At 48.0% G+C, this 19,251-nt stretch carries 15 protein-coding genes; 8 read left to right on the forward strand and 7 right to left on the reverse strand.

Going from position 1 to position 19,251, the window contains the following annotated elements; genetic code table 11:
- Positions 1-128 precede the first annotated feature (128 nt).
- A complete protein-coding gene (locus EL633_RS34115; protein WP_161982680.1) occupies positions 129-1,160 on the forward strand; it encodes a LacI family DNA-binding transcriptional regulator in 1,032 nt (343 codons plus the stop codon).
- Between the two features lie 79 nt (positions 1,161-1,239).
- On the opposite strand, the gene EL633_RS34120 is transcribed toward EL633_RS34115, so the two are convergent.
- The 3 genes from EL633_RS34120 to EL633_RS34130 all read right to left on the reverse strand — a co-directional run bounded on the left by EL633_RS34120 (position 1,240) and on the right by EL633_RS34130 (position 4,342).
- On the reverse strand, positions 1,240-2,049 hold the full coding sequence (locus EL633_RS34120) for a carbohydrate ABC transporter permease (protein ID WP_371865605.1): 810 nt from the start codon (positions 2,047-2,049) through the stop codon (positions 1,240-1,242).
- 98 nt (positions 2,050-2,147) lie between these two features.
- On the reverse strand, positions 2,148-3,116 hold the full coding sequence (locus EL633_RS34125) for a carbohydrate ABC transporter permease (RefSeq protein ID WP_126631668.1): 969 nt from the start codon (positions 3,114-3,116) through the stop codon (positions 2,148-2,150).
- Complete coding sequence (locus EL633_RS34130; RefSeq protein ID WP_126631669.1) at positions 3,116-4,342, reverse strand: ABC transporter substrate-binding protein; 1,227 nt, start codon at positions 4,340-4,342, stop codon at positions 3,116-3,118. The genes EL633_RS34125 and EL633_RS34130 overlap by 1 nt, the downstream gene beginning before the upstream one ends.
- Before the next feature lie 893 nt (positions 4,343-5,235).
- Between EL633_RS34130 and EL633_RS34135 the strand changes: the two genes are divergently transcribed.
- The 5 genes from EL633_RS34135 (at position 5,236) to EL633_RS34155 (ending at position 12,363) form a co-directional block, all read left to right on the forward strand.
- Positions 5,236-6,270, forward strand: a complete 1,035-nt coding sequence (locus tag EL633_RS34135) for a LacI family DNA-binding transcriptional regulator (protein ID WP_161982681.1) — start codon at positions 5,236-5,238, stop codon at positions 6,268-6,270.
- Between the two features lie 325 nt (positions 6,271-6,595).
- Entirely contained in the window at positions 6,596-7,621 is a 1,026-nt protein-coding gene (locus EL633_RS34140; RefSeq protein ID WP_126631671.1) for a zinc-dependent alcohol dehydrogenase family protein, read from the forward strand.
- Positions 7,622-7,993: 372 nt separating this feature from the next.
- Positions 7,994-10,279 (forward strand): FG-GAP-like repeat-containing protein, encoded by a 2,286-nt coding sequence (locus EL633_RS34145; protein ID WP_161982682.1) that lies wholly within the window; start codon positions 7,994-7,996, stop codon positions 10,277-10,279.
- Positions 10,280-10,519: 240 nt separating this feature from the next.
- Complete coding sequence (locus EL633_RS34150) at positions 10,520-11,164, forward strand: hypothetical protein (protein ID WP_126631673.1); 645 nt, start codon at positions 10,520-10,522, stop codon at positions 11,162-11,164.
- Between the two features lie 188 nt (positions 11,165-11,352).
- Positions 11,353-12,363 carry a WxL protein peptidoglycan domain-containing protein gene (locus EL633_RS34155; RefSeq protein ID WP_161982683.1) on the forward strand — a complete coding sequence of 337 codons (1,011 nt, stop codon included), beginning with the start codon at positions 11,353-11,355 and terminating at the stop codon, positions 12,361-12,363.
- A gap of 100 nt (positions 12,364-12,463) precedes the next feature.
- On the opposite strand, the gene EL633_RS34160 is transcribed toward EL633_RS34155, so the two are convergent.
- On the reverse strand, positions 12,464-13,753 hold the full coding sequence (locus EL633_RS34160) for a glycoside hydrolase family 16 protein (RefSeq protein ID WP_126631675.1): 1,290 nt from the start codon (positions 13,751-13,753) through the stop codon (positions 12,464-12,466).
- Positions 13,754-14,156: 403 nt separating this feature from the next.
- On the reverse strand, positions 14,157-15,203 hold the full coding sequence (locus EL633_RS34165) for a LacI family DNA-binding transcriptional regulator (protein WP_126631676.1): 1,047 nt from the start codon (positions 15,201-15,203) through the stop codon (positions 14,157-14,159).
- A gap of 445 nt (positions 15,204-15,648) precedes the next feature.
- Here EL633_RS34165 and EL633_RS34170 point away from each other — a divergent pair, with 445 nt between their 5' ends.
- Positions 15,649-16,410 carry a bacteriorhodopsin gene (locus EL633_RS34170; RefSeq protein WP_126631677.1) on the forward strand — a complete coding sequence of 254 codons (762 nt, stop codon included), beginning with the start codon at positions 15,649-15,651 and terminating at the stop codon, positions 16,408-16,410.
- 126 nt (positions 16,411-16,536) lie between these two features.
- The gene (locus EL633_RS34175; protein ID WP_126631678.1) at positions 16,537-17,364 is read left to right on the forward strand and encodes a class I SAM-dependent methyltransferase; all 828 of its coding nucleotides are present in this window, start codon (positions 16,537-16,539) and stop codon (positions 17,362-17,364) included.
- A gap of 238 nt (positions 17,365-17,602) precedes the next feature.
- Here EL633_RS34175 and EL633_RS34180 read toward each other — a convergent pair whose 3' ends face one another.
- Positions 17,603-18,463, reverse strand: coding sequence for a sugar phosphate isomerase/epimerase family protein (locus EL633_RS34180; protein WP_126631679.1), 861 nt, complete (start codon positions 18,461-18,463; stop codon positions 17,603-17,605).
- Between the two features lie 151 nt (positions 18,464-18,614).
- The gene (locus tag EL633_RS34185; protein WP_126631680.1) at positions 18,615-19,244 is read right to left on the reverse strand and encodes a LysE family translocator; all 630 of its coding nucleotides are present in this window, start codon (positions 19,242-19,244) and stop codon (positions 18,615-18,617) included.
- Between the last annotated feature and the right edge of the window lie 7 nt (positions 19,245-19,251).

Consider the following 19,251-nt stretch of genomic DNA (forward strand, 5'->3'; position numbering starts at 1 on the left):
TTAATTGCAGAAAATCTGGCGAAAATGTCGTGAAAAGACGTTGACAATTTTAATTACTACTCGTTATACTTGTACTAATCATTAGTCAAAGAATAATGTATGTTTTATTTGTGCTAGGAAAAGTTTACGTGAGTGATCAAAAAGGCACAGGCAGGTTTTCGCGAACAATTATCAGTGACATTGCAGAGAAATCGGGTGTATCAGCGACAACTGTCTCGCGCGTATTGCATGGACACAAGGATGTTTCAATTGCCACCCGCAACAAAGTCATGCAATATATTAATGAAACAGGGTATGTCGCGCAGCGTAATGCACGTACTACGACCAGCCTGTTAGGATTAAGTGTACCGCTCTTCAATAATTATTTTGGCGATATCATGGAAGGTATGTATGATGCTTTGCTGAGCCGGGATGCTCAATGTATTACTATTCGTACTGAAAACAGATACGATCTTGAAACCGCGCACGTCCAGAAATTACTGACCCAGGACATTAGTGGTTTGCTTTTCATTCTGCCTCAGCATACGTCAGACGAACTAGCGCAGTTACAAAAAAGTGGTATCCCCCTGGTCGTCACGGATCCTTTTGTAAATTTGCCAGATACCATTCCCACTGTCATGGTCGAAAATATCTCGGCCAGTATGCTTGGCATGGAGCATTTGCTATCGCTGGGGCATCGGCGCATCGGCATTGTTACCGGGCCAGCACACTGGGGTATGACCATTAATCGTGTGGCCGGCTATTATGCAGCGCTGGCCGCCGCAGGCGTCCCGATTAATCCCAACTTGATCTGTGAAGGCCGTTGGACGGCTGAAAGCGGCGAAGAAATCTGTGCCCAGCTGTTATCCCTACCCGAGCCACCAACGGCTATTTTCGCCTTTAATGATGATATGGCGATTGGTGTTGTCCACGCGCTCTCCAAACGCGGTATACGGGTACCAGAGGATATTTCAGTGGTGGGTTTTGATGATGTATCCTTAAACCTTCCCTATATCACTCCGGGCCTGACAACGGTCAGGCAGCCCTTAAAAGAGATTGGTCGGCTGGCGGTAGATGTCCTCTATCGTCTATTGCAGCATCAACCCCTGGAAGCCACACACATCAGACTCTCCGCTCGCCTGGTCGTACGCGATTCGACGGGACCCTGCAAAGAAGCGTAATCTTCCTACTCCACATGTTGGTAAGGACATGCAGAAAAGGCGGCGAAATATCTTCGCCGCTTTTTTCTTGCCGGAGGGCTTAGCCCTTGGCGTAACCAGACACCAGCGCATCCTGCATGCGTCTTTGAACCAGTATATAGATAAAGTATACTGGGAGTACTGTGATTAATGTGCCCGCCGTCAGCAGGCCATAATCGACAATATTCAGGGTCTTCAGTGAAGGCAAGGCAACCTGTACCGTCTGTGTATCACCACCTAAAATGACCAGCGCAAAGAGGTATTCATTCCAGAAGTTCAAGAAATTTAGAATCAGCATTGTGGCAATGCCTGGAACCGACAAGGGAATGATCAGCCTGAGCAGAATGGTCATGCGACTGGCCCCATCCATAATGGCCGCTTCTTCTATCTCGTAAGGAATGCTGCGCATAAACTGGGCCATCATGATTACCGTCAACGGCAGCGCCGTCACTGGATAAAAAAGAATCAGGAAAAGTGTAGAATGGAACAGGCCAAGCTGAACCGACAGGAGAAATGTTGGTACCAGGACCGCGAAACCAGGAATTAAAAATCCTAGCGCAAACGCACGCTCAATGATCACGGTTCCTTTTAAAGGAATACGTGCAATCGCATATGCCGCTGGTAGCGCTAATACCAGGGTGAGCACCTCTGCGCACGCTGTAATATAGACCGAGTTACCCATGGCCTGGATCAGACCTGCATCATCTTCCGCGGTAAAGAAATTATGCAAGGAGAGTGTCGCGGGTAAGCTTAAAGGTTGAATGAAGATCTCATTGTTGGTTTTAAACGCAGAGATAATCAGGTAATACAGTGGTAAAAGTATAATTACAACGTAGAGTGCGACCAGGAAACGCACGATATTGGTAGAGATAAGTGAGCTAACGGATTTGCGTGAACGCCTGCGCCGTGAGCCCGTTGACGATAGAGCGGAAATGCTTGCCACGATTATATTTCCTTCCATATGCAGGACTAATAGGCAGGACGAAATAGTTGCCGAATCACCAGCATGCCCAGGAAACCAGCAATGAATAGGACGACACCAATGGCCTGACTGTATCCAAGGTGTGAAGAGATAAAGGCTTCTTTGTAGAGCATAAAACCGAGCGTGGTTGAAGCCGTACCAGGACCACCATTGGTGAGCAGCAAGACAGTCTGAGCTGATCCCAGCAGGAGTCCTAGAAACTGTAGCATCGTCATGACGCCCACAAAGTCGCGCACCATCGGATAGGCAATCAAGCGTATCTTCGCCCAATGTGACGCTCCATCAATCACGGCCGCCTCATATAGTTCTGGCGGAATACTCGCCAGGCGTGCGGAGAAGACGACCGCGCAAAATCCGATGCCACCCCAGAGGTTAATGGCAATGATTGAACCCAGGGCCGTTGAGGAATCCGCGTTCCACAAATGTGTCTGGGAACCTAGATTGACCGCATTGAGCAGAGCATTGATAATGCCATTCGGTGCATAGATACCGATGAAAAGCATCGTTGCCGCCGTCGCTGACATCAGGGCAGGCGTAAAACAGACCACATTCAAAAACTGATAACCACGTGGACGTAAGCTGAGGTAATAGCCTAAGAGGAACGAGAGCGGTATCATGATTGGGAGTACAACCAGGATATGGACCGCTGTATTTCGTGCCGCGATAAAGAATGTGGGATCCTCAAACATATGTGTATAGTTATGCAGGCCATCGAAATACTTTTCCTCCAGCAAGCCACCCCAGTTCAAGGTACTGTAGTAGAACATGCTGACAAATGGCCCGATCATAAAAAAGATGTACCAGAGGACCGCCGGGCCCGCAAAGAGCAGCAAGGTGGTTACGTTGCGCCTCCATCTTCTACGTGAAGATGAAGACGCAATAACTTTGGTGCTACGAGTAGGTTTGCGCTGTTCTACCTGTGGGCCGTGAGTGTCTACTTTCAATGAAGCCCCCATTATTTATAGGCTCCTTCCAATGCCTGGCAAATCTGGGTGCTTCCTGGACCCTTGGTATATGCCAGACCGGTTGCCTGGATCAAATTTTGCTGGACATTACCGGGGACGTATGTGTTGGGTGGGAGATAGGTAACACGCTCATCCAGGTGGTTTGCCGCCTGCTCCAATAGTGGATTCGCCTTTTGATCAACCTGTACATTTTTCACCGTTGGGATCATGCCTTTTGAAACCTGTACCGAGATTACCTTTGGTGAAAACATATACTGTACAAACTTGCGCACCTGGTCCAGATGTTTCTGACCATTAGGACTGATCCAGATACCCATGCTGGAATACCCCTGATAGGCGGTTGGCTTTGTGTATGGAGAATCCGGGGGCACTGGTAAGCCACCAAGATAGACATTCTTCGATAATTCAGGAGAAGCGCCAGCAAAAGCCCAGGAGCCAGCGGACATCATCGAGGCACCTGCTGTATAGAATTGGGAGTTCATCTGGTCAGCTTTTAAGCCCGCGACATCCTTGACGAAGACGTCTGAATCACGTATTTTGATGAACAGATTAATACCCTTCATGGCATCGGCATTGGAACAGAAAGTGCCTTTGCTGAACGCGCTGGCTATATCACTCTGGGTCATGTACGATTCCATGAATTGTGTGAAGAGGGTATAACCGGACCAATCATTACCACCGACGACGAAGCCACCCTTGCCTGCGCTGTGTAATTTTTTGCCATCAGTTATGAGCTCGTCGATGGTCGTTGGAGCTTTCGTGACTCCGACACTTTTGAGCAGATCCATGTTATACCAGACCGGCCACTTGAAGCCGTTGTAGGGGAAGGCTGCTAACTTGCCGTTCTGTGTCCATTCACTGATTGCTGCCGGCAAAATTTGATCGGCCAGGCCCCATTGTTTGACCAGATCTTTGACATCGATGGTTGAACCCTGTTTTGACCAGTTGGTGGCCTTGTCGGCTAGATTGACCATCACTATATCCGCTTCTTTGCCGGCCAGCAGGGAGGTTTCGTACACCTGTGGTGCATCGGAGGCAGCGATGGTCTGATTTAATGTAATGTGGTTCTGAGTCTCAAAATCATGCAGAATTTTTTGAAACTGGGCTCCGTCAGGCGTAGATTTGCCTGTGATATGCAGGATACTTAAGGTTTGGGGAGTATTACCATTACTACTACTCTGTGTCTGGCCGCAACTACTCAGAAGAGGTATCAGCATGCAGATGCATGCGAGCCAAAGAGCTATCGCCTTTGATGAATATCTCACAACCAATACTCCTGTTCAGATAAATGACGGGATACATACACAAAATACAATTAGTTGGGTTGGAGAGTGCACTGATATATGCACTTCTCTCAAATTGATCCTACCTTGTCTCACAAATTCATAATTGCTCGCCCGTACCCTCTTTACGCGGTGAAAAAACCGGTTAATAATGAATAAATGGCGGTGAATTTGTTCTACTTACTAAGAATAAGAATAAAAATGCTGCTTGTCAAGCATTTTGGTGATGTATTTAGGAATATATTTTAGAAGTAGTCAGGTAAAAAAACCGGTTAAAATGAATGGTAATTGAGAAAAATTACCGAAAAATCATTGACAGGGGAAGGTTTTTTTGATTATACTTGTCATTAATTACTGCTGTGTCTATTGCTAACTTGAGATAGTGGTTGATTTCCGCTTTTATTGGCGAGGGTATAACCAGCCGCACTCGGGCGCTAAAGCGCGCCTATGCTTCTTTTTAATGTGGTGTGATATCGTGTGCAAAGCATACGATATCACACCACATTAAAAAGGATTTTTGGAGTGTGAGGGGAGGGAGAGTTGTTGGAGTGTGAGGGGGATAGAAAAAATGTTATGAAATCCATGCCTCGCTGAGCGTTGTTTTTGCGCCTTTGGGGCTCCAAGAGTTTTACATGTGGTGTCAAAAAGTGTTCGTAGAACACTTTTTGACACCACATGTAAAAGAAGCATGGGCCCTTCAGGGCCCGAGTGCGGTTGGCTGCACGCTCCACGATGAGGGTGGCAAACAAACACTATGTAAACAAGTGTTTGATTTTTAACCTCATTGGGAAGTAAGGCATATTATTAGCGGGTTGGAAAGATGATACGTGGATAAAGATAAAAGTTCGGGAGAATTTACACGGAGTGTCATGAGCGATATCGCTCAGAAATCTGGTGTCTCAGTAACCACTGTCTCGCGAGTTTTACATGGCAATAAACATGTCTCGTTTGCAACTCGCGATAAAGTGATGAAGCATGTCAATACATTGGGTTATGTGCACCAGCGCAATACACATAAAATAACCAGGCGCATAGGCATAAGTGTACCGTTTTTTAATACCTACTTTGGAGATATTATGGAGGGAGCTTATGAGGCCGTGCAGGGTCGTGGGGCCCAGTTTATTCCTGTTCGTACAATGAACGATTATGCGACAGAAGTTTCCCAAATGCAGCAATTACTGCAACAAAATATTTCTGGTATGCTTTTCCTCTTGCCGCAGCAACCGGCTGCAGATTTACTTAGCTTAAAAGAGCAGCAAGGGATACCATTTGTGGTGGCGGATCCTTTTATTTTAGTGCCGGACGAAATTCCCACTATTATGGTTGAAAATATCTCGGCCAGTATGCTTGGCATGGAGCATTTATTGTCTCTGGGGCATCGACGTATCAGCATGATCACCGGGCCAGCACACTGGGCTGTGACTATTAATCGCGTGGCCGGTTATTATGCAGCTCTGGCCGCCGCAGGCGTTCCGATTGATCCCGACCTGATTTGTGAAGGGCGCTGGACCGCTGAAAGTGGGGAAGAAATATGCCATTATTTGTTATCATTACCGGAACCGCCGACCGCGATATTTGCTTGTAATGATGCTATGGCGATTGGTGCCATGCATAATATTCACCGTCAGGGGCTGAAGATTCCTGAGGATATCTCGGTGATTGGTTTTGACGACGCATCTGAGAAACTACCGTATCTGATACCTCCTTTAACCACGATCCATCATCCATTAAAAGAAATTGGTCGCCTCTCAATTGATGTATTATATCGCCTGATGCAGCAGCAACCATTAGATGCGACACATATTAAATTATCGACGCGCCTGATTATACGCGAATCAACCGGGCCCTGTAAGAGTCTATAAAAGGGATGGGCTAGCTATGTAGAGACTTGATTGCTTGATTTTGCCTGGGGAGCGCAGGCGCCCCCATCCATGTGTTTTTTCCTGGTTGGTACAAAAAGTGTACATTTGTACCAACCAGGAAAAAAGGAGATCCCCGTAAGGAGACGAGTGTAGACACGTGATATGGGCGCTATGGAGATGGGAGTCAGGCATCTTCCAGGTAGCAGGCGCAGCTATTCTTTCAGCAAAGATTCTGTAATGGATATCAATACACTGGCTATTAATGATAATCTTATAATGCAATGAGTCTTAATGTATTTAGACATGATGAAAGGATAAAGTAGGTATGCGTGCTGTTGTCATTTCTGGTCCAGGTAATGTGAAAGTAGAAAATGTAGCTGATCCCACTCTTCGTCCAGGAGAAGTACTTGTGCGGGTAGGGGCGTGTGGTATCTGTGGAACTGATTTACATATACTTGATGGTGATTCTCCGCTTGCGCGTTATCCGATTATTCCAGGTCATGAATTTGCTGGTGAGGTCGTGGCGCTAGGTGGTGAGCCAGGTGCTGGAACAAATGAAGATGGGATTGTGGTAGGGAGTAGAGTCGCTGTCGAGCCCAACCTTTATTGTGGGCGTTGTGAGCCATGTCGTACTGGTCATGAGAATTTATGCCTCAATTATGCCGCACTTGGTGTCACAACTAATGGTGCCATGGCCCAGTATGTGGCGGTTCCCAGAACAAAAACGTACCTGTTGCCAGAAAGCCTCTCATTACAAGAAGGAGCGTTGATCGAACCCATTTCCTGCGCGGTACACGGCATGCACCGCCTTCAACCCAGGTCCGGTGATACCATCCTGATTGTAGGTGCTGGAACAATGGGTCTGCTCCTGTTACAACTGGTGGTACGTGGTGGCGCATCGCGTGTGGCCGTGATCGATGTGAATACTCAACGCTTACAACGCGCGGAAAAACTGGGGGCCAGGCGCACCTATACGGACATCAAGCAAGCCCTGAAGGATGAACCCCGCGGTTTTGATTGTGTCGTTGATGCTACTGGAGTGCCTGTGGTAGTCGAGAACGCATTTGCGGCAGTCAAACGTGGAGGGAAGTTTATGATCTTTGGTGTCTCGCCAGCGAATGCCCATATATCTCTTTCACCGTTTCGTATTTATAATGACGAGATAACCGTGTTGGGCTCAATGGCGGTTCTCTACTCATTCCAGGCTGCGCTTGACCTGATCAGTTCAGGTGTCATCGATACTCAGGCCATGCTTACAACCGCCTTACCGCTAGCAGATTTTTCCACAGCCCTTGATATGGTGCGGCGTGGTGAAGGAGTAAAAAATCAGTTACTGCCAGGAAAAGAGTAGATAGAGCTATCTCTACCAGGGCAGTATAAGGAAAATTTAATGGATATACTTCCATTAAATGATATCAAAAAATATTAAATCATATATAGAGAAATAAGTTATTTCTGCTACTATCGTGATAAACTAAAGAAGAGAAGTGTTTCTAATAAAGAAACACTTCTCTTCTTTATACTTTAAATCTCTTTTTTTCTTATACCATTTAACTTACAAGATAAAAAGGGACGTATATGCTGTATATAGCTATGTATATGAACATTTTGTGTATCCATGTTACATATAGTATAGTTATATGTTATTTTGTGGAAAGTGGGAGGAATGGTGAAACGACCAATATTATCTGCAGTGCGCAATCTGTTAGGAGGATTGTGCATTTTGTGTGGGATTATTGCTTTCTTTGTGTGCACTCAAAGTGCAAGACCAGACGCAGTAAAGCATGCGCATCCGTTTCTATTTGCGCCACCAGTCAACTATAGTGTAGGAACTGCTCCTTTTGGAGTAATCACAGGATCCTTTACGGGGACCAGTGCGCAGGATGTGGCCCTCACTGCGAACCTCAGTAACGCCGTTGATTTGTTAGCCAATAATGGATCTGGAGTGTTTACCCTGCAATCGCCAACCTCAGTCGGTGTTAATCCGATAGGGATCGCCAAAGGAAACTTCATGGGGCAGGGCCACCTTGATCTGGCGGTTGCAAACATCGGCAATGATACCTTCAACGTCCTGGCCAATAATGGAGCTGGAGTGTTTACCTTGCAGCCGCCGCTGTCCACTGGTCGTAATCCCATTGGAATAGTGGCCGGTGACTTTCATGGTCTTGGACACAGTGATATCGCGATCACAAATCAGACCGGCAACAGCGTCAGCCTGTATTTTAATGATGGTAGTGGAAACTTTACCGCCCAGACTCCTATTGTCGTGGGGAATCATCCCATAGGAATTACCGTAGGAAATTTCATGGGGCTGGGACGTCAGGACCTGGCTGTAACCAATGGCAATGGTGCCAGCGTGACCATCCTAGCTAATAATGGAAGTGGCGTTTTTACTCCCCAGACCCCTGTTGCGGTGGGGAACGGGCCGCGAGAGATCGTGGTCGGCAATTTCATGGGGCTGGGACATCAGGACCTGGCTGTAACCAATGCCAATGATAATACCGTAAGTCTGCTGGCCAACAATGGTAGTGGTACCTTTACCCTCCAGGCAACGATCCCTGTTGGCAACACCCCTTTTGGCATAACGGTTGGTGATTTTGATGGACTGGGCCATCAAGATCTGGCAGTGGCCAATTCGGCGGATAATACGGTGTCGATTCTACTCAATAATGGGAGCGGTGCTTTCACCCCACAACCTGCTATCACCGTTGGGTTAAACCCGTTAGGCATAGCATCTGGCAATTTTTCAGGTTTCGGACATGATGAACTTGCGGTTACTAATCTAGGTGATGATACTGTAAGCATCCTCTTGAATGAAACGCTGACGCCAACGCCAACGCCAACTCCGACAGAAACGCCGACGCCAACTCCGACAGAAACGCCGACGCCGACGCCGACAGAAACGCCGACGCCGACGCCGACAGAAACGCCGACGCCGACGCCGACACCAACAGAAACGCCGACGCCGACACCAACAGAAACGCCGACGCCAACGCCCAGCCCAACCCCGTTCCCCTTGCCAGATGTGGCTGTTACGTTGAATCATCCGGGATCAACAACCGTGTTCCAGGGCCAGTCGGTAGCAGAGACACTGACTGTATCAGCCTCTACACACTCGGCTCCAATTCTGACTCCTTCTTCTATTAAAGTTGTAGGAGTACTTCCGCTTGGTTTCCAGAATGTTGCAGTCTCAGGGCTTAACTGGCTTATCACTACAACAGGAACCACCAGTCCGATACTTATCTCTGCTACCTATCTGGGCCCGCCTCCGTTGCTGCCAGGTACTTCCTTACCCCCAATCACGATTACAGGAATTGTAAACGGGAATGGAGGATCAGTCCTGTTACAGACTGCGTCCGTTGGTATTGCAGGTGATCTAAATCCTAATAATAATCTCGCGACCGATACTTTTGTGATTGCACCTGGACCGTTTGTAGCGGCTCCTTCTTCGACACATGCGCAAAGCCTCAAACAGCCTGTTACGCATGATGCGTTACCTGCCACTCTGCCAGATGTAGCGATCTCTCAGATCCACCTCAATGGCCCTAACTTCCATGTCGGGCAAACGCTAACGATGCTAGTCACAGTTTCTAATGCGAGCAGTTCGGTGGGCATTGATCCGCAAGCAACTCCCATTCATATGACAGCAGTACTTCCTCTCGGACTGACTAATGTGCATGTAACAGGAGCAAACTGGCAAATTTCCAGTTCAGGAAGTGTTAGCCCCTTGATGATTGCAGGACAATTTATAGGCACACACTCGATTTCTCCAGGTTTAAGTCTACCGACAATCCAGATTACTGGAACCTTAACGAATGCCGCCTTACCTGCATTTGTGCCTGTCTCCCAGGTTGGAATCTCCGGTGATCTAAATCCTAACAATAATTTTTCCTCTGATTCCATCTCAGTCTTACCTGCGCCAATGGGGCAAGTAGGTCATCCATTAGTAGCGGCTACATCATCACTCTTGACCAACGAGGAACGTAAAAAGTTGTTCTATCTACCATAATTAGATAAACATCTTTTATCCGGCGTACAAGCAAGCTAAAATGAGCAGCATCTCTGAGAAAGAGATGCTGCTCATTCTGATCCTCAAAAACGGCTATATATTGATAATTAGAAAAACCTCTGTTGTGTTGACAATTATATTATTAGAGGAATGACTAACTTTAAAATACCTGACATGCACAGATAGTGCAAGAGTAGGTAATGGTCATTCAGTAGTAGAAGTAAAGAAAGGTTTTAGCCCATGAACATTGGAAAAAGCAAATGGGGCAAGTTTTGCTTGAGTGGCATACTAATGGGAGGCATTGTGCTCATTAGTTCCGCTATGCTGGCACTACCAACACAAGCCGCCTCACCTCAGCTAAGGAGTGCTGAGTTAGCAACACCTATCTCCTGTGGCGTTGGTACCCCCTGTGTGATTGCTCCAACCATTCCAGTTGGTGGCGGTTCCCTATCTGGTTCCACTAATCCGATGGTCGTGAACAACGGTTCACCTGTAAGCATTCAACCAGTAGACCAGACGATCGGTTTCTCGTTTGGATCCAACGTAAGTGATTTGCGTGGAACAGCTGTTGGTTGGAACATCAGTGCCAGTGCGACCGCTCTAAACTTTATCACTGCGACCTCTGATCTTTTCCTGGATACACCCACTCCAATTATTGTTACCTGTTCTGGTGGTGCAACCTGTTCCTCACCAGGTGCTCTTACCCTGGCTGCTGGTGGAGTCGATCTTGTCCCTGGTCCTGTGGCATTAGTATCCGCACCCATTGGTGGAGGTCTTGGACCATACAACATCTCAACCCTTGGTAACTTTAACTTGCCAGCGAATGCCAGTGCTGGATCCGCTAGCGGTGGTGTGATCTCACTGACAATTTCTTCAGGGCCATAATCCTCGTCTCGTTTATAGTCGTTCTGAAAAGGCAAAGCTGATAAACCTGCTTTCCTTTTCAGGACCATTGAAAGTGATGCAAGCCAATATATTCCTCGTCTATTTTAATGTAAAGGGTATCAAACATGAAAATGTTCTCCGGCTTTCCAGGGTATCGAGTATGTTTGTGTGTAGGGATAATGATGGTGATGGTGGTGATGTTGCTGGAAACCAGAACTGGTGTGAGTGCTGAAAACGCACCCCCGCATTTGTCAGGATTTGATCTCAAGCCAACCGTCTGGGATCCTCATAATCCAATTACCGGTGCATATTTTGTGCTCGATACTCATCCTGCCAGCCATCTTCAGAGTAGTCTTCTGGTAACTAATACAGGGACTGTTCGTGGCACTGTCGTGCTCTATCCTGTGGATGCATTTACAGCGCCAACCGGAGGAACAGCATATCGTGATCGTAAAGATGCTCGTAAAGAGGTAGGTACCTGGATCAAGTTGAGTCAAGAAAAGATAACGCTAGGACCAGGCCAGAGCGCAAATATTCCATTTGAGATTAGTATTCCTGCGCATGTCCGTGCTGGTGATCATGTTGGCGGCATTGTGGCTGAAGACCTGGCCCTGAGGCCGGTAGTCCCAAGTAATATGCCCGTGCATATCAGAGAACTGCGAGCCGTTGCTGTACAGTTGAACCTGCCTGGCCCTGCTATTGAAAAGTTAGAGGCAACAGGCATCCAGCCAGATGGCGGCACGACCTATCAACGCATACAAATTGGGTTGCGTAACACGGGAAATAAGATGGTTAAGGCAAATGGAACGCTGCGTATCCTGGATGATAAGGGGCAAATTGTGCAAAAGCAAGAGGTGCGCTATGGAACCTTTTTGCCGCAAACAGCTATTCTTACCAGGCTCAATATTCGACACAAGGCCTTACCCATCGGTCATTATAAAGCTTTGCTCAATTTACACTATGGTCATAAGCAGATATTAGATTATACGACAGCATTTACTATCAAGCCTAAAAAAACATTTACTGGTGCCGTTGAGTCATTGGTCAAGCTTGGTGATTCTGAGGATCTGCTAACTCTCTTCGCGCCCTGGCAGTTAGCGTTAGGGGGAGCCATTGGGTTGCTGCTGGCCGGTGGTGTTGGTTATTGGCTGGTCAAATCTTGTATGAGGCTGGCACGCCAGCTGCCTCGTCGTCAGTAATCGCGATGCGTTTGTCACGTTCTTATGGAATTTATCGAGCGGGTAGGACAAGCAGAGCTTGCCCTACCACATTTTTAGTCATAACCAGATGGTGAGAAACCTATGGATGGGTCCATGAGTACCAACCTGTGTCATACTGCAGTCCCTGTTTCTGATAGGTAAATGAATATTGGAGTACCTGGCCAGAGTGGATGCCGTTGACAGGATACTCCCAGCGAGCCTTGCTGGCGTTATAGGTCATGTACACGTTTTGCTGGCCAATACCAGGATAGGTATAGTGTATGATCACATATCCTGCCGTCCAATCACAGGCTTTAAACCAGGGCAATGCCGCGCTGGAGCCGCTATTATCAGTACCCTGAATAAAACTACCTGACGGGCAATTCGATGTAGGAGTAGATGTTGGGCTTGGCGTTGGAGTCGGATTGGAGCCTCCACCAGCGGTAAAGACGCGTACATAATCGATCAGCATTGGAACGCCCGAAGCGGTCGATCCGTTCGGATTGCCCGGCCAGCCGCCGCCCATAGCGACATTGAGAATGACGAAGAAACCATGATCCACCGCATTGGTCCAGGTGTTCGCATCTACGCTATTAGCTGAAACCTGCCAGAATTGTGCGCCATCCAGATACCAGCGGATCTGCTCAGGTGAGACACTTCTATCCACTTCGATGCGATATGTATGAAAGCCAGCCTGGCAGGTAGTGCCAGTACATGGGGTATGACCGCCCAGGCCACTGGTCTCATTACAAGGACCCCCAGGACTCACGCCGCAATGGAGCGTACCATACTCCATATTGGTGCCATTTACATTTTCCATCGCATCAATCTCACCGATGCCGGGCCAGTTATTATAGTTGCCGCGAAAGTTTGCTCCAAGCGTCCAGAAGGCTGGCCAATAGCCCTGAGCCGCCGCACCCGTCACATTCGGCATCTGGATCGACGCTTCAACCGCCATCATACCACCAGCCGGGGCCGCAAAATTTGTCCGTTGCGTCTCAATACGGCCAGAGGTCCAATTGCCATTGCCATCACGGATTGGCTTAATCGCCAGGTGCCCGGAGCCATCCTGATAGACATTCGAGGTACTATTCGTCATCGTCTCGATCTCGCCAGTCCCCCAGTTTCCCGCGCCGCCTGGATAGCTGGTGCCTGTATCGTAGAGCCAGTTAGAGCCATTGACACCAGTACCCGACGCGCCAGAAAACTCATCATTCCAGACCTGGGTCCATGATGCAGCCCGGGCTGGCGAGATAGTGTTCAATGAAACGAAACTCAAGGCTGCCAGTAGTAGCGAGCCAAGAAGGGACAGAATTATCATACGAGAGGGAACGCGTGAACTCCGTTGCTGAGAACCGCCTGTCCGGTTCTGATGTTGAAACATCTGCATTGATTGTTCCTTTACATTGCTATTTTGTTCAACTTCGAAAAGATATTGCCTGATTGCCTTGCGACAATTTCAGATGTGTTCAGTACATCACTTGCTCCTGTCAGTTTGATCACCTCCTTTCTCGTATTTTGTCAACTTTCAAATGATGGAAGAGCGGGGATGCAAGGGGCGGCAAGCCCCTTGACTGGGGGATCGGGAACTGTGCCCCCGGCATCTCCCCTCCCACCGCCCGCGTAGTGGGCGCACAACTCATCAAACAAAGTTTGACACAATACTAGTCTCTATCAGCACCGCTGGTTGAGTTTATGACAACACGATGACATAACAACACTGTTTAAAATGTTGCGCAAAGCGTCGCCATTTAATGTGTGAATGCACAAATTGTGCATAGAAGAGTGTGTATTTATGTTTTCAATGAAAAGGGATGTGTTGATGCGCTGGATACGCGGGTCACGAGATGTGTTGGTAATTGAATACGTGTAGGTTGTTCATTGTCAGGTTGATAATTAGGATCAATCATAGAAAGAAGTAATTGCGTCGCCTGATAGCCCATTTCTGTAAAGGGTTGATGGATAGTTGTTAAAGGCGGACGCATATGGGCTGATAGGAGATTATCATCGAAGCCAATAATCGAGACAGCCTCAGGGACTTGAATTTTTTGTGCTTCCGCAACTTCCAGTACGCCATAGGCCATTTGATCATTGCCGACAAAAATGGCGTCGGGCCACGCACTCTGATCCTGGGCAAAAATGGTTTCCGCGCAACGCCGTCCACTGGCTGGTTCAAACTCACCCTGAAAAAGTAGTTCAGGATCGGCCTGCAGACCTGCATCCGTTAATGCCTGACGATAACCCTCCAGACGCTGCACTACGCAATAATAATGTTGGGGACCCATAATATGGGCAATCCGTCGATGTCCAAGTTGCAGTAAATAGCTGGTTGCTTCATAGGCGCTGGCGAAATTATCGATACCGACCCAGGGGATATGCGTTGGTTCTTTCTGGTCGTCGATCATCACCAGAGGTAGTCCTTGCTGGAAAAACGTATCCAGGTGATCCGCGAGTTCACCAGGTAAAATAGCCAGTAGACCAGAGACCATACGCATAGCTAAAATACGATCAAGCACATCTGAATGGTTGCGCTCAAGATTCATGCTATAGAGCACAATCTCATAGCGAGTATGTTCAATATGTTCGGAGACGCCATGCAGTATTTCTGGAATCGCAGGCCAATTCAAAGGAGGAGCCAGTACCCCGATTAAATGTGTACGGCCATTAGCCAGTTCAGTCGCGATAGTGTTGGGGACAAAATTATACTGCTGCACAATATCCATCACGCGTTCGCGGAGCACAGGATCAACTGACGAATGGCGATTCAAGACGCGTGAGACCGTCGCTTTAGAGACTTGAGCCATGCGCGCAATATCGTTAATAGTCAGTTTTTTCTGCATACCTGTATTCCCTGCATCTTTGCAATGAAGTAGTGACAGATTTGATCTTACGAAAAGACTTTATAAGGTACATACGGTGTGAGTGGCACATGAAGAATATACCATAGAAACCGGTTACTGTCAATACTAAACAGGTATCTTTTAGTAAATACTATCAATGCACGTATTTTACTACAGTATTTATGCACAGCCAAAGGTGTGCTTCAGGTTCGTGTGGTTCTGATTGAGGTAAGAGGTGCAGATGAGCTGAAAGGGCGTCGCACCTGTCTCTTTTTGGAACTTCCAGCGTAGAGGGAAAGTAGCACTGTGTCGAAGGATATTGCTCAGGAATGTAGAGCAAAGAACAGGTGTTGTCTGGCTCTCCATGAAGCAAGGGTGCTGTTTGGGTGAGCAACTTTTTGTAGATGCGTTTCCACCTGATTGAACAGAAGGAGAAATTATTCCTATGATTTCAGGTATAGGCCCGCTTGGCCCAGGAGTCAGACTCGTTTTGTGGATTACTGCACTCATCATGATTCTTGGTACCCTCTACTTCACTTATGGTTCAGTGAGTGCTCGCGTAGAAAGGCGTAGATTTTTCGCGATCAGTGCGATCATCACGCTCATTGCTGCCACCCTTTATACCTTAATGGCGACAGGATATGGAACGCTCCTACAACCGGGAGGTCACCTGTCCTTCTTTGGTCGCTACATCGACTGGACATTTACCACGCCACTCTTGCTCTTAGACCTGGCTTTATTGGCGTTAGCTCGTAACTTCCCCAATCGTGGAATGGTGATTGGGACCCTGGTAGCCGCTGATGTGTATATGATCCTGACCGGCTTTGTGGCCAGCATTATCCGCACAGATGTCCGCTGGATCTTTTTTGCCGCCAGTTGTGCTGGTTTCCTGGCCGTCATCTACCTGCTTGTGTCAAGACTCGCCCCCCAGGCCAGCTTACGGGGGAGATTAGTCGATAATCATTACCGCCGTCTCATGCCGATCCTCCTCGTGCTCTGGATCTTATATCCCATTGTCTGGGCATTAGGAAAAGAGGGAGCTGGAGTCATCTCCACACTTGCAGAAACAGTGCTCTACGCTATTCTAGATATCTGTGCCAAGGTTGGCTTTGGATTGGTCCTGGTCTCTAATCCGGACGCTCTAGAAGATGCCGAGCGCGATGTAAGTCCAATTGAACGTCCTATTGGACAATATAATCCACATTGATGTTCCTCTTAACCAGTCAAGCATGGCTAGCTGGTTGAGTACGGAGCAGAAACACGGAAGGACCATGGCGCCTGCTATAGCAGAACAAGACATGGTCCTTTCCTTCATTGTAAAGGACAGATCTTGATGCTACCTTCTTTTGCCATTCCATTTAGAAGTGGGGATAGCCCGACTTTGCAGCAGTGCCTGGCGAAAATCCTCTTGCCGCGCACATTTGACCTTTACAAGGATATTCATTGGGAGCAAGCGGCAGGAGAGTTGCAGACCCCGCATTTGAGCTATCCCAACTACTATCTGGTCCCCCACCATGGTGTCAAGGCTGGTTACCTCTCCTATCAACAGGCCGCTGGCTGGGAAGCGGTCGAGCACCTCTTTCGCATTCCCCGTGTTCGTCCCAGTGTGGTCCAGATGGCTCGTGATACCTATCCCAGGACCATTGTGGATCTTGGCTGTGGGACTGCCCTGACCAGTATCGAGCTCGTGCGCTCACTGCCCCAGGCCCAATTGTCCCTGGTCGATCTCTCCCCTTATGCCCTGGTCGCGGCCCGCCGGCAGGTCCAGCAGGCGGGGATAGCCGCTCATATTACGTATCTGCATGCTGATGCCGCACACACACCCTTAGCAGATAATAGTATTGACCTGGTGTTAGTCTCATTACTCTTGCATGAACTCCCTTACGAAAATGCCAGAGAAGTGCTGTTAGAAGCCAGACGGCTGTTACGAGATGATGGTCATCTGATCATATTTGATCCAATTCAATGTGCGGTCCCCTGGCCATCCCTCGATCGAGCCGTCAATCGGGCATTGATGCACATGATGCACGAAGTTTACTGGATGGACTATGCCACAAATCCAGTCTGGAACACGTGTCAGGAGACGGGCTTTCACAATATTCAACGTCAATTACTCTTTGCCCTACCCTGGATCTATCAGGTTGTGCATGTTACAAAATAAAGCGGCGTGCCTGTGATTTTTGTGGCAAGAGAATGACAAGAGACGCGTCTCTTGTCATTCTCTTGCTTATAAAGTTATTTTATCTTCTGGCTATTTAACGCCATGTGCAAGTGTTATTCCTCACACCTCGCGCCTACGGCGCTCGCTTGTTTTGAGGAGGAAGATGGGGAGGCGGTCGCGACCGCCTCCCCATCTTCCTCCTCAAAAGAGTGGGTATGTGGAAAACTTGTACATGGCGTTATTTATGTGTATGTGGATGGATTAAAGGGTGTAGGACCTGCCAACCCCGCTCCAGTCCTTCGTCAAAGCGATCACCACTATAAATGGGATCTTCATGTTCAATGGCGATATCGCCTGTATAGCCGATCTCATCAAGTGCAGAGATGAACTGAGGCCAATTGATCTCGCCATAGCCAGGAATACGGAAACGGAAATAATCGCCGTTCACGCCACCACGGTAACGCCGTTCAGGTAGCATCTCGGTATCCTTGGCATGCACATGATAGATGCGATCCTTAAACTCATGGAGTGCTCGAATATGATCGATTCCTTGCCAGTATAGGTGAGAGGGATCAAATTCGAGTCCCAACGCTTTTGAGGGTACGGCCTTAAACATGGCATCCCATGTATCAGGTGAGCCACCAATATTGACCGGTTTGAAGGGCAGGCGACCATGAACCGCCATCCAATTCTCGATCGCAATCAGCATACCACGCTTTTCGGCCAGCTCAGTGATTGGTCCAAAACGATCCGTAAAAAGTTGAATATTCCCGTCCCAGTTGCGGTTGGAATCGAAGCCACCCATACTGGCAATCACATTGACGCCCAGTATTTCAGCCGCATCAAACACATGTCCATAAGCCTTTGTAATCGCCTCCGGTGAAGAGGATGTATCTCCCGCGAGATTATAGTAGGCGAGCGATGTAATGCTGACCTGATGTTTCTCCGCCAATTGTTTGGCTCGTGTGATCGCCTCACGATCCAACGCGCCTTGAGCCGCAGCACCGAACGCGGCCGCATTGAGTTCAATGCCATCGAAACCAAGTCTGGCAGCCTTTTCAAGCTCTGTCATCGTTGACGTTAAATAACTAAGCTTCATAAAGTATCCTTTCAAAACTTCAGAGATACATATTTCAGATAGCTTATTTCGTGGATGTGTGCATTTGAAAAGTATGCCCGATAAGCCATATGGCGTCAATCGGAAATTACGACATTTCCTTCTAGGCCAGTCATATTTCCACACCTTCTATCTATTGGCGTTGCGAAAAGGCGAGGCGAATTCCGAGTCCCACAAAAACGCCACCGGTAAGCCAGCTTATGAGCTTTTGCGCTCCAGCATGTCCTTTGAGCCACAAGCCAAGAAAACTTGCCAGTACAGCAATGCTTGTATCTATAGCAAGTGAGGTAATGTTAAAGATGAGTCCGAGGATGAGTAATTGGACAGGAACATGACCTTGCGACTGATTCACAAATTGTGGCAGGAAGGCCAGATAGAAAAAGGCGATTTTGGGATTTAGCAATGTTGTGGCCATACCTTGAAAAAATACCGGGGCAAAACCTTTTTTCTGGCCAGTTGAGGCAGCCAGCAGCTCCTTACGGCTGAGAATAGTACGAATGCCCAGGTAAACAAGATAAACGGCGCCCGCATACTTGATGACATCATACGCAAAAGGCACAACAAGAAAGAGTCCCGAGAGCCCGAGCGCCACCGCCGTTGTCTGGATGACACCACCACTGGCGATACCCACACACGAAACGACGCCAGCGGACCGACCCTGGCTGGTACTGCGTGCCAGGATATAAAGCATATCGGGTCCAGGTACAATACATATCAGAATAGTGGCAATGAAAAGCAAAAAGATATTCGTTAGCGTTGGCATGTAGATA

It is taken from the genome of Dictyobacter alpinus, from assembly GCF_003967575.1.
In the GTDB taxonomy this organism is placed as follows: Bacteria; Chloroflexota; Ktedonobacteria; order Ktedonobacterales; family Ktedonobacteraceae; genus Dictyobacter; species Dictyobacter alpinus.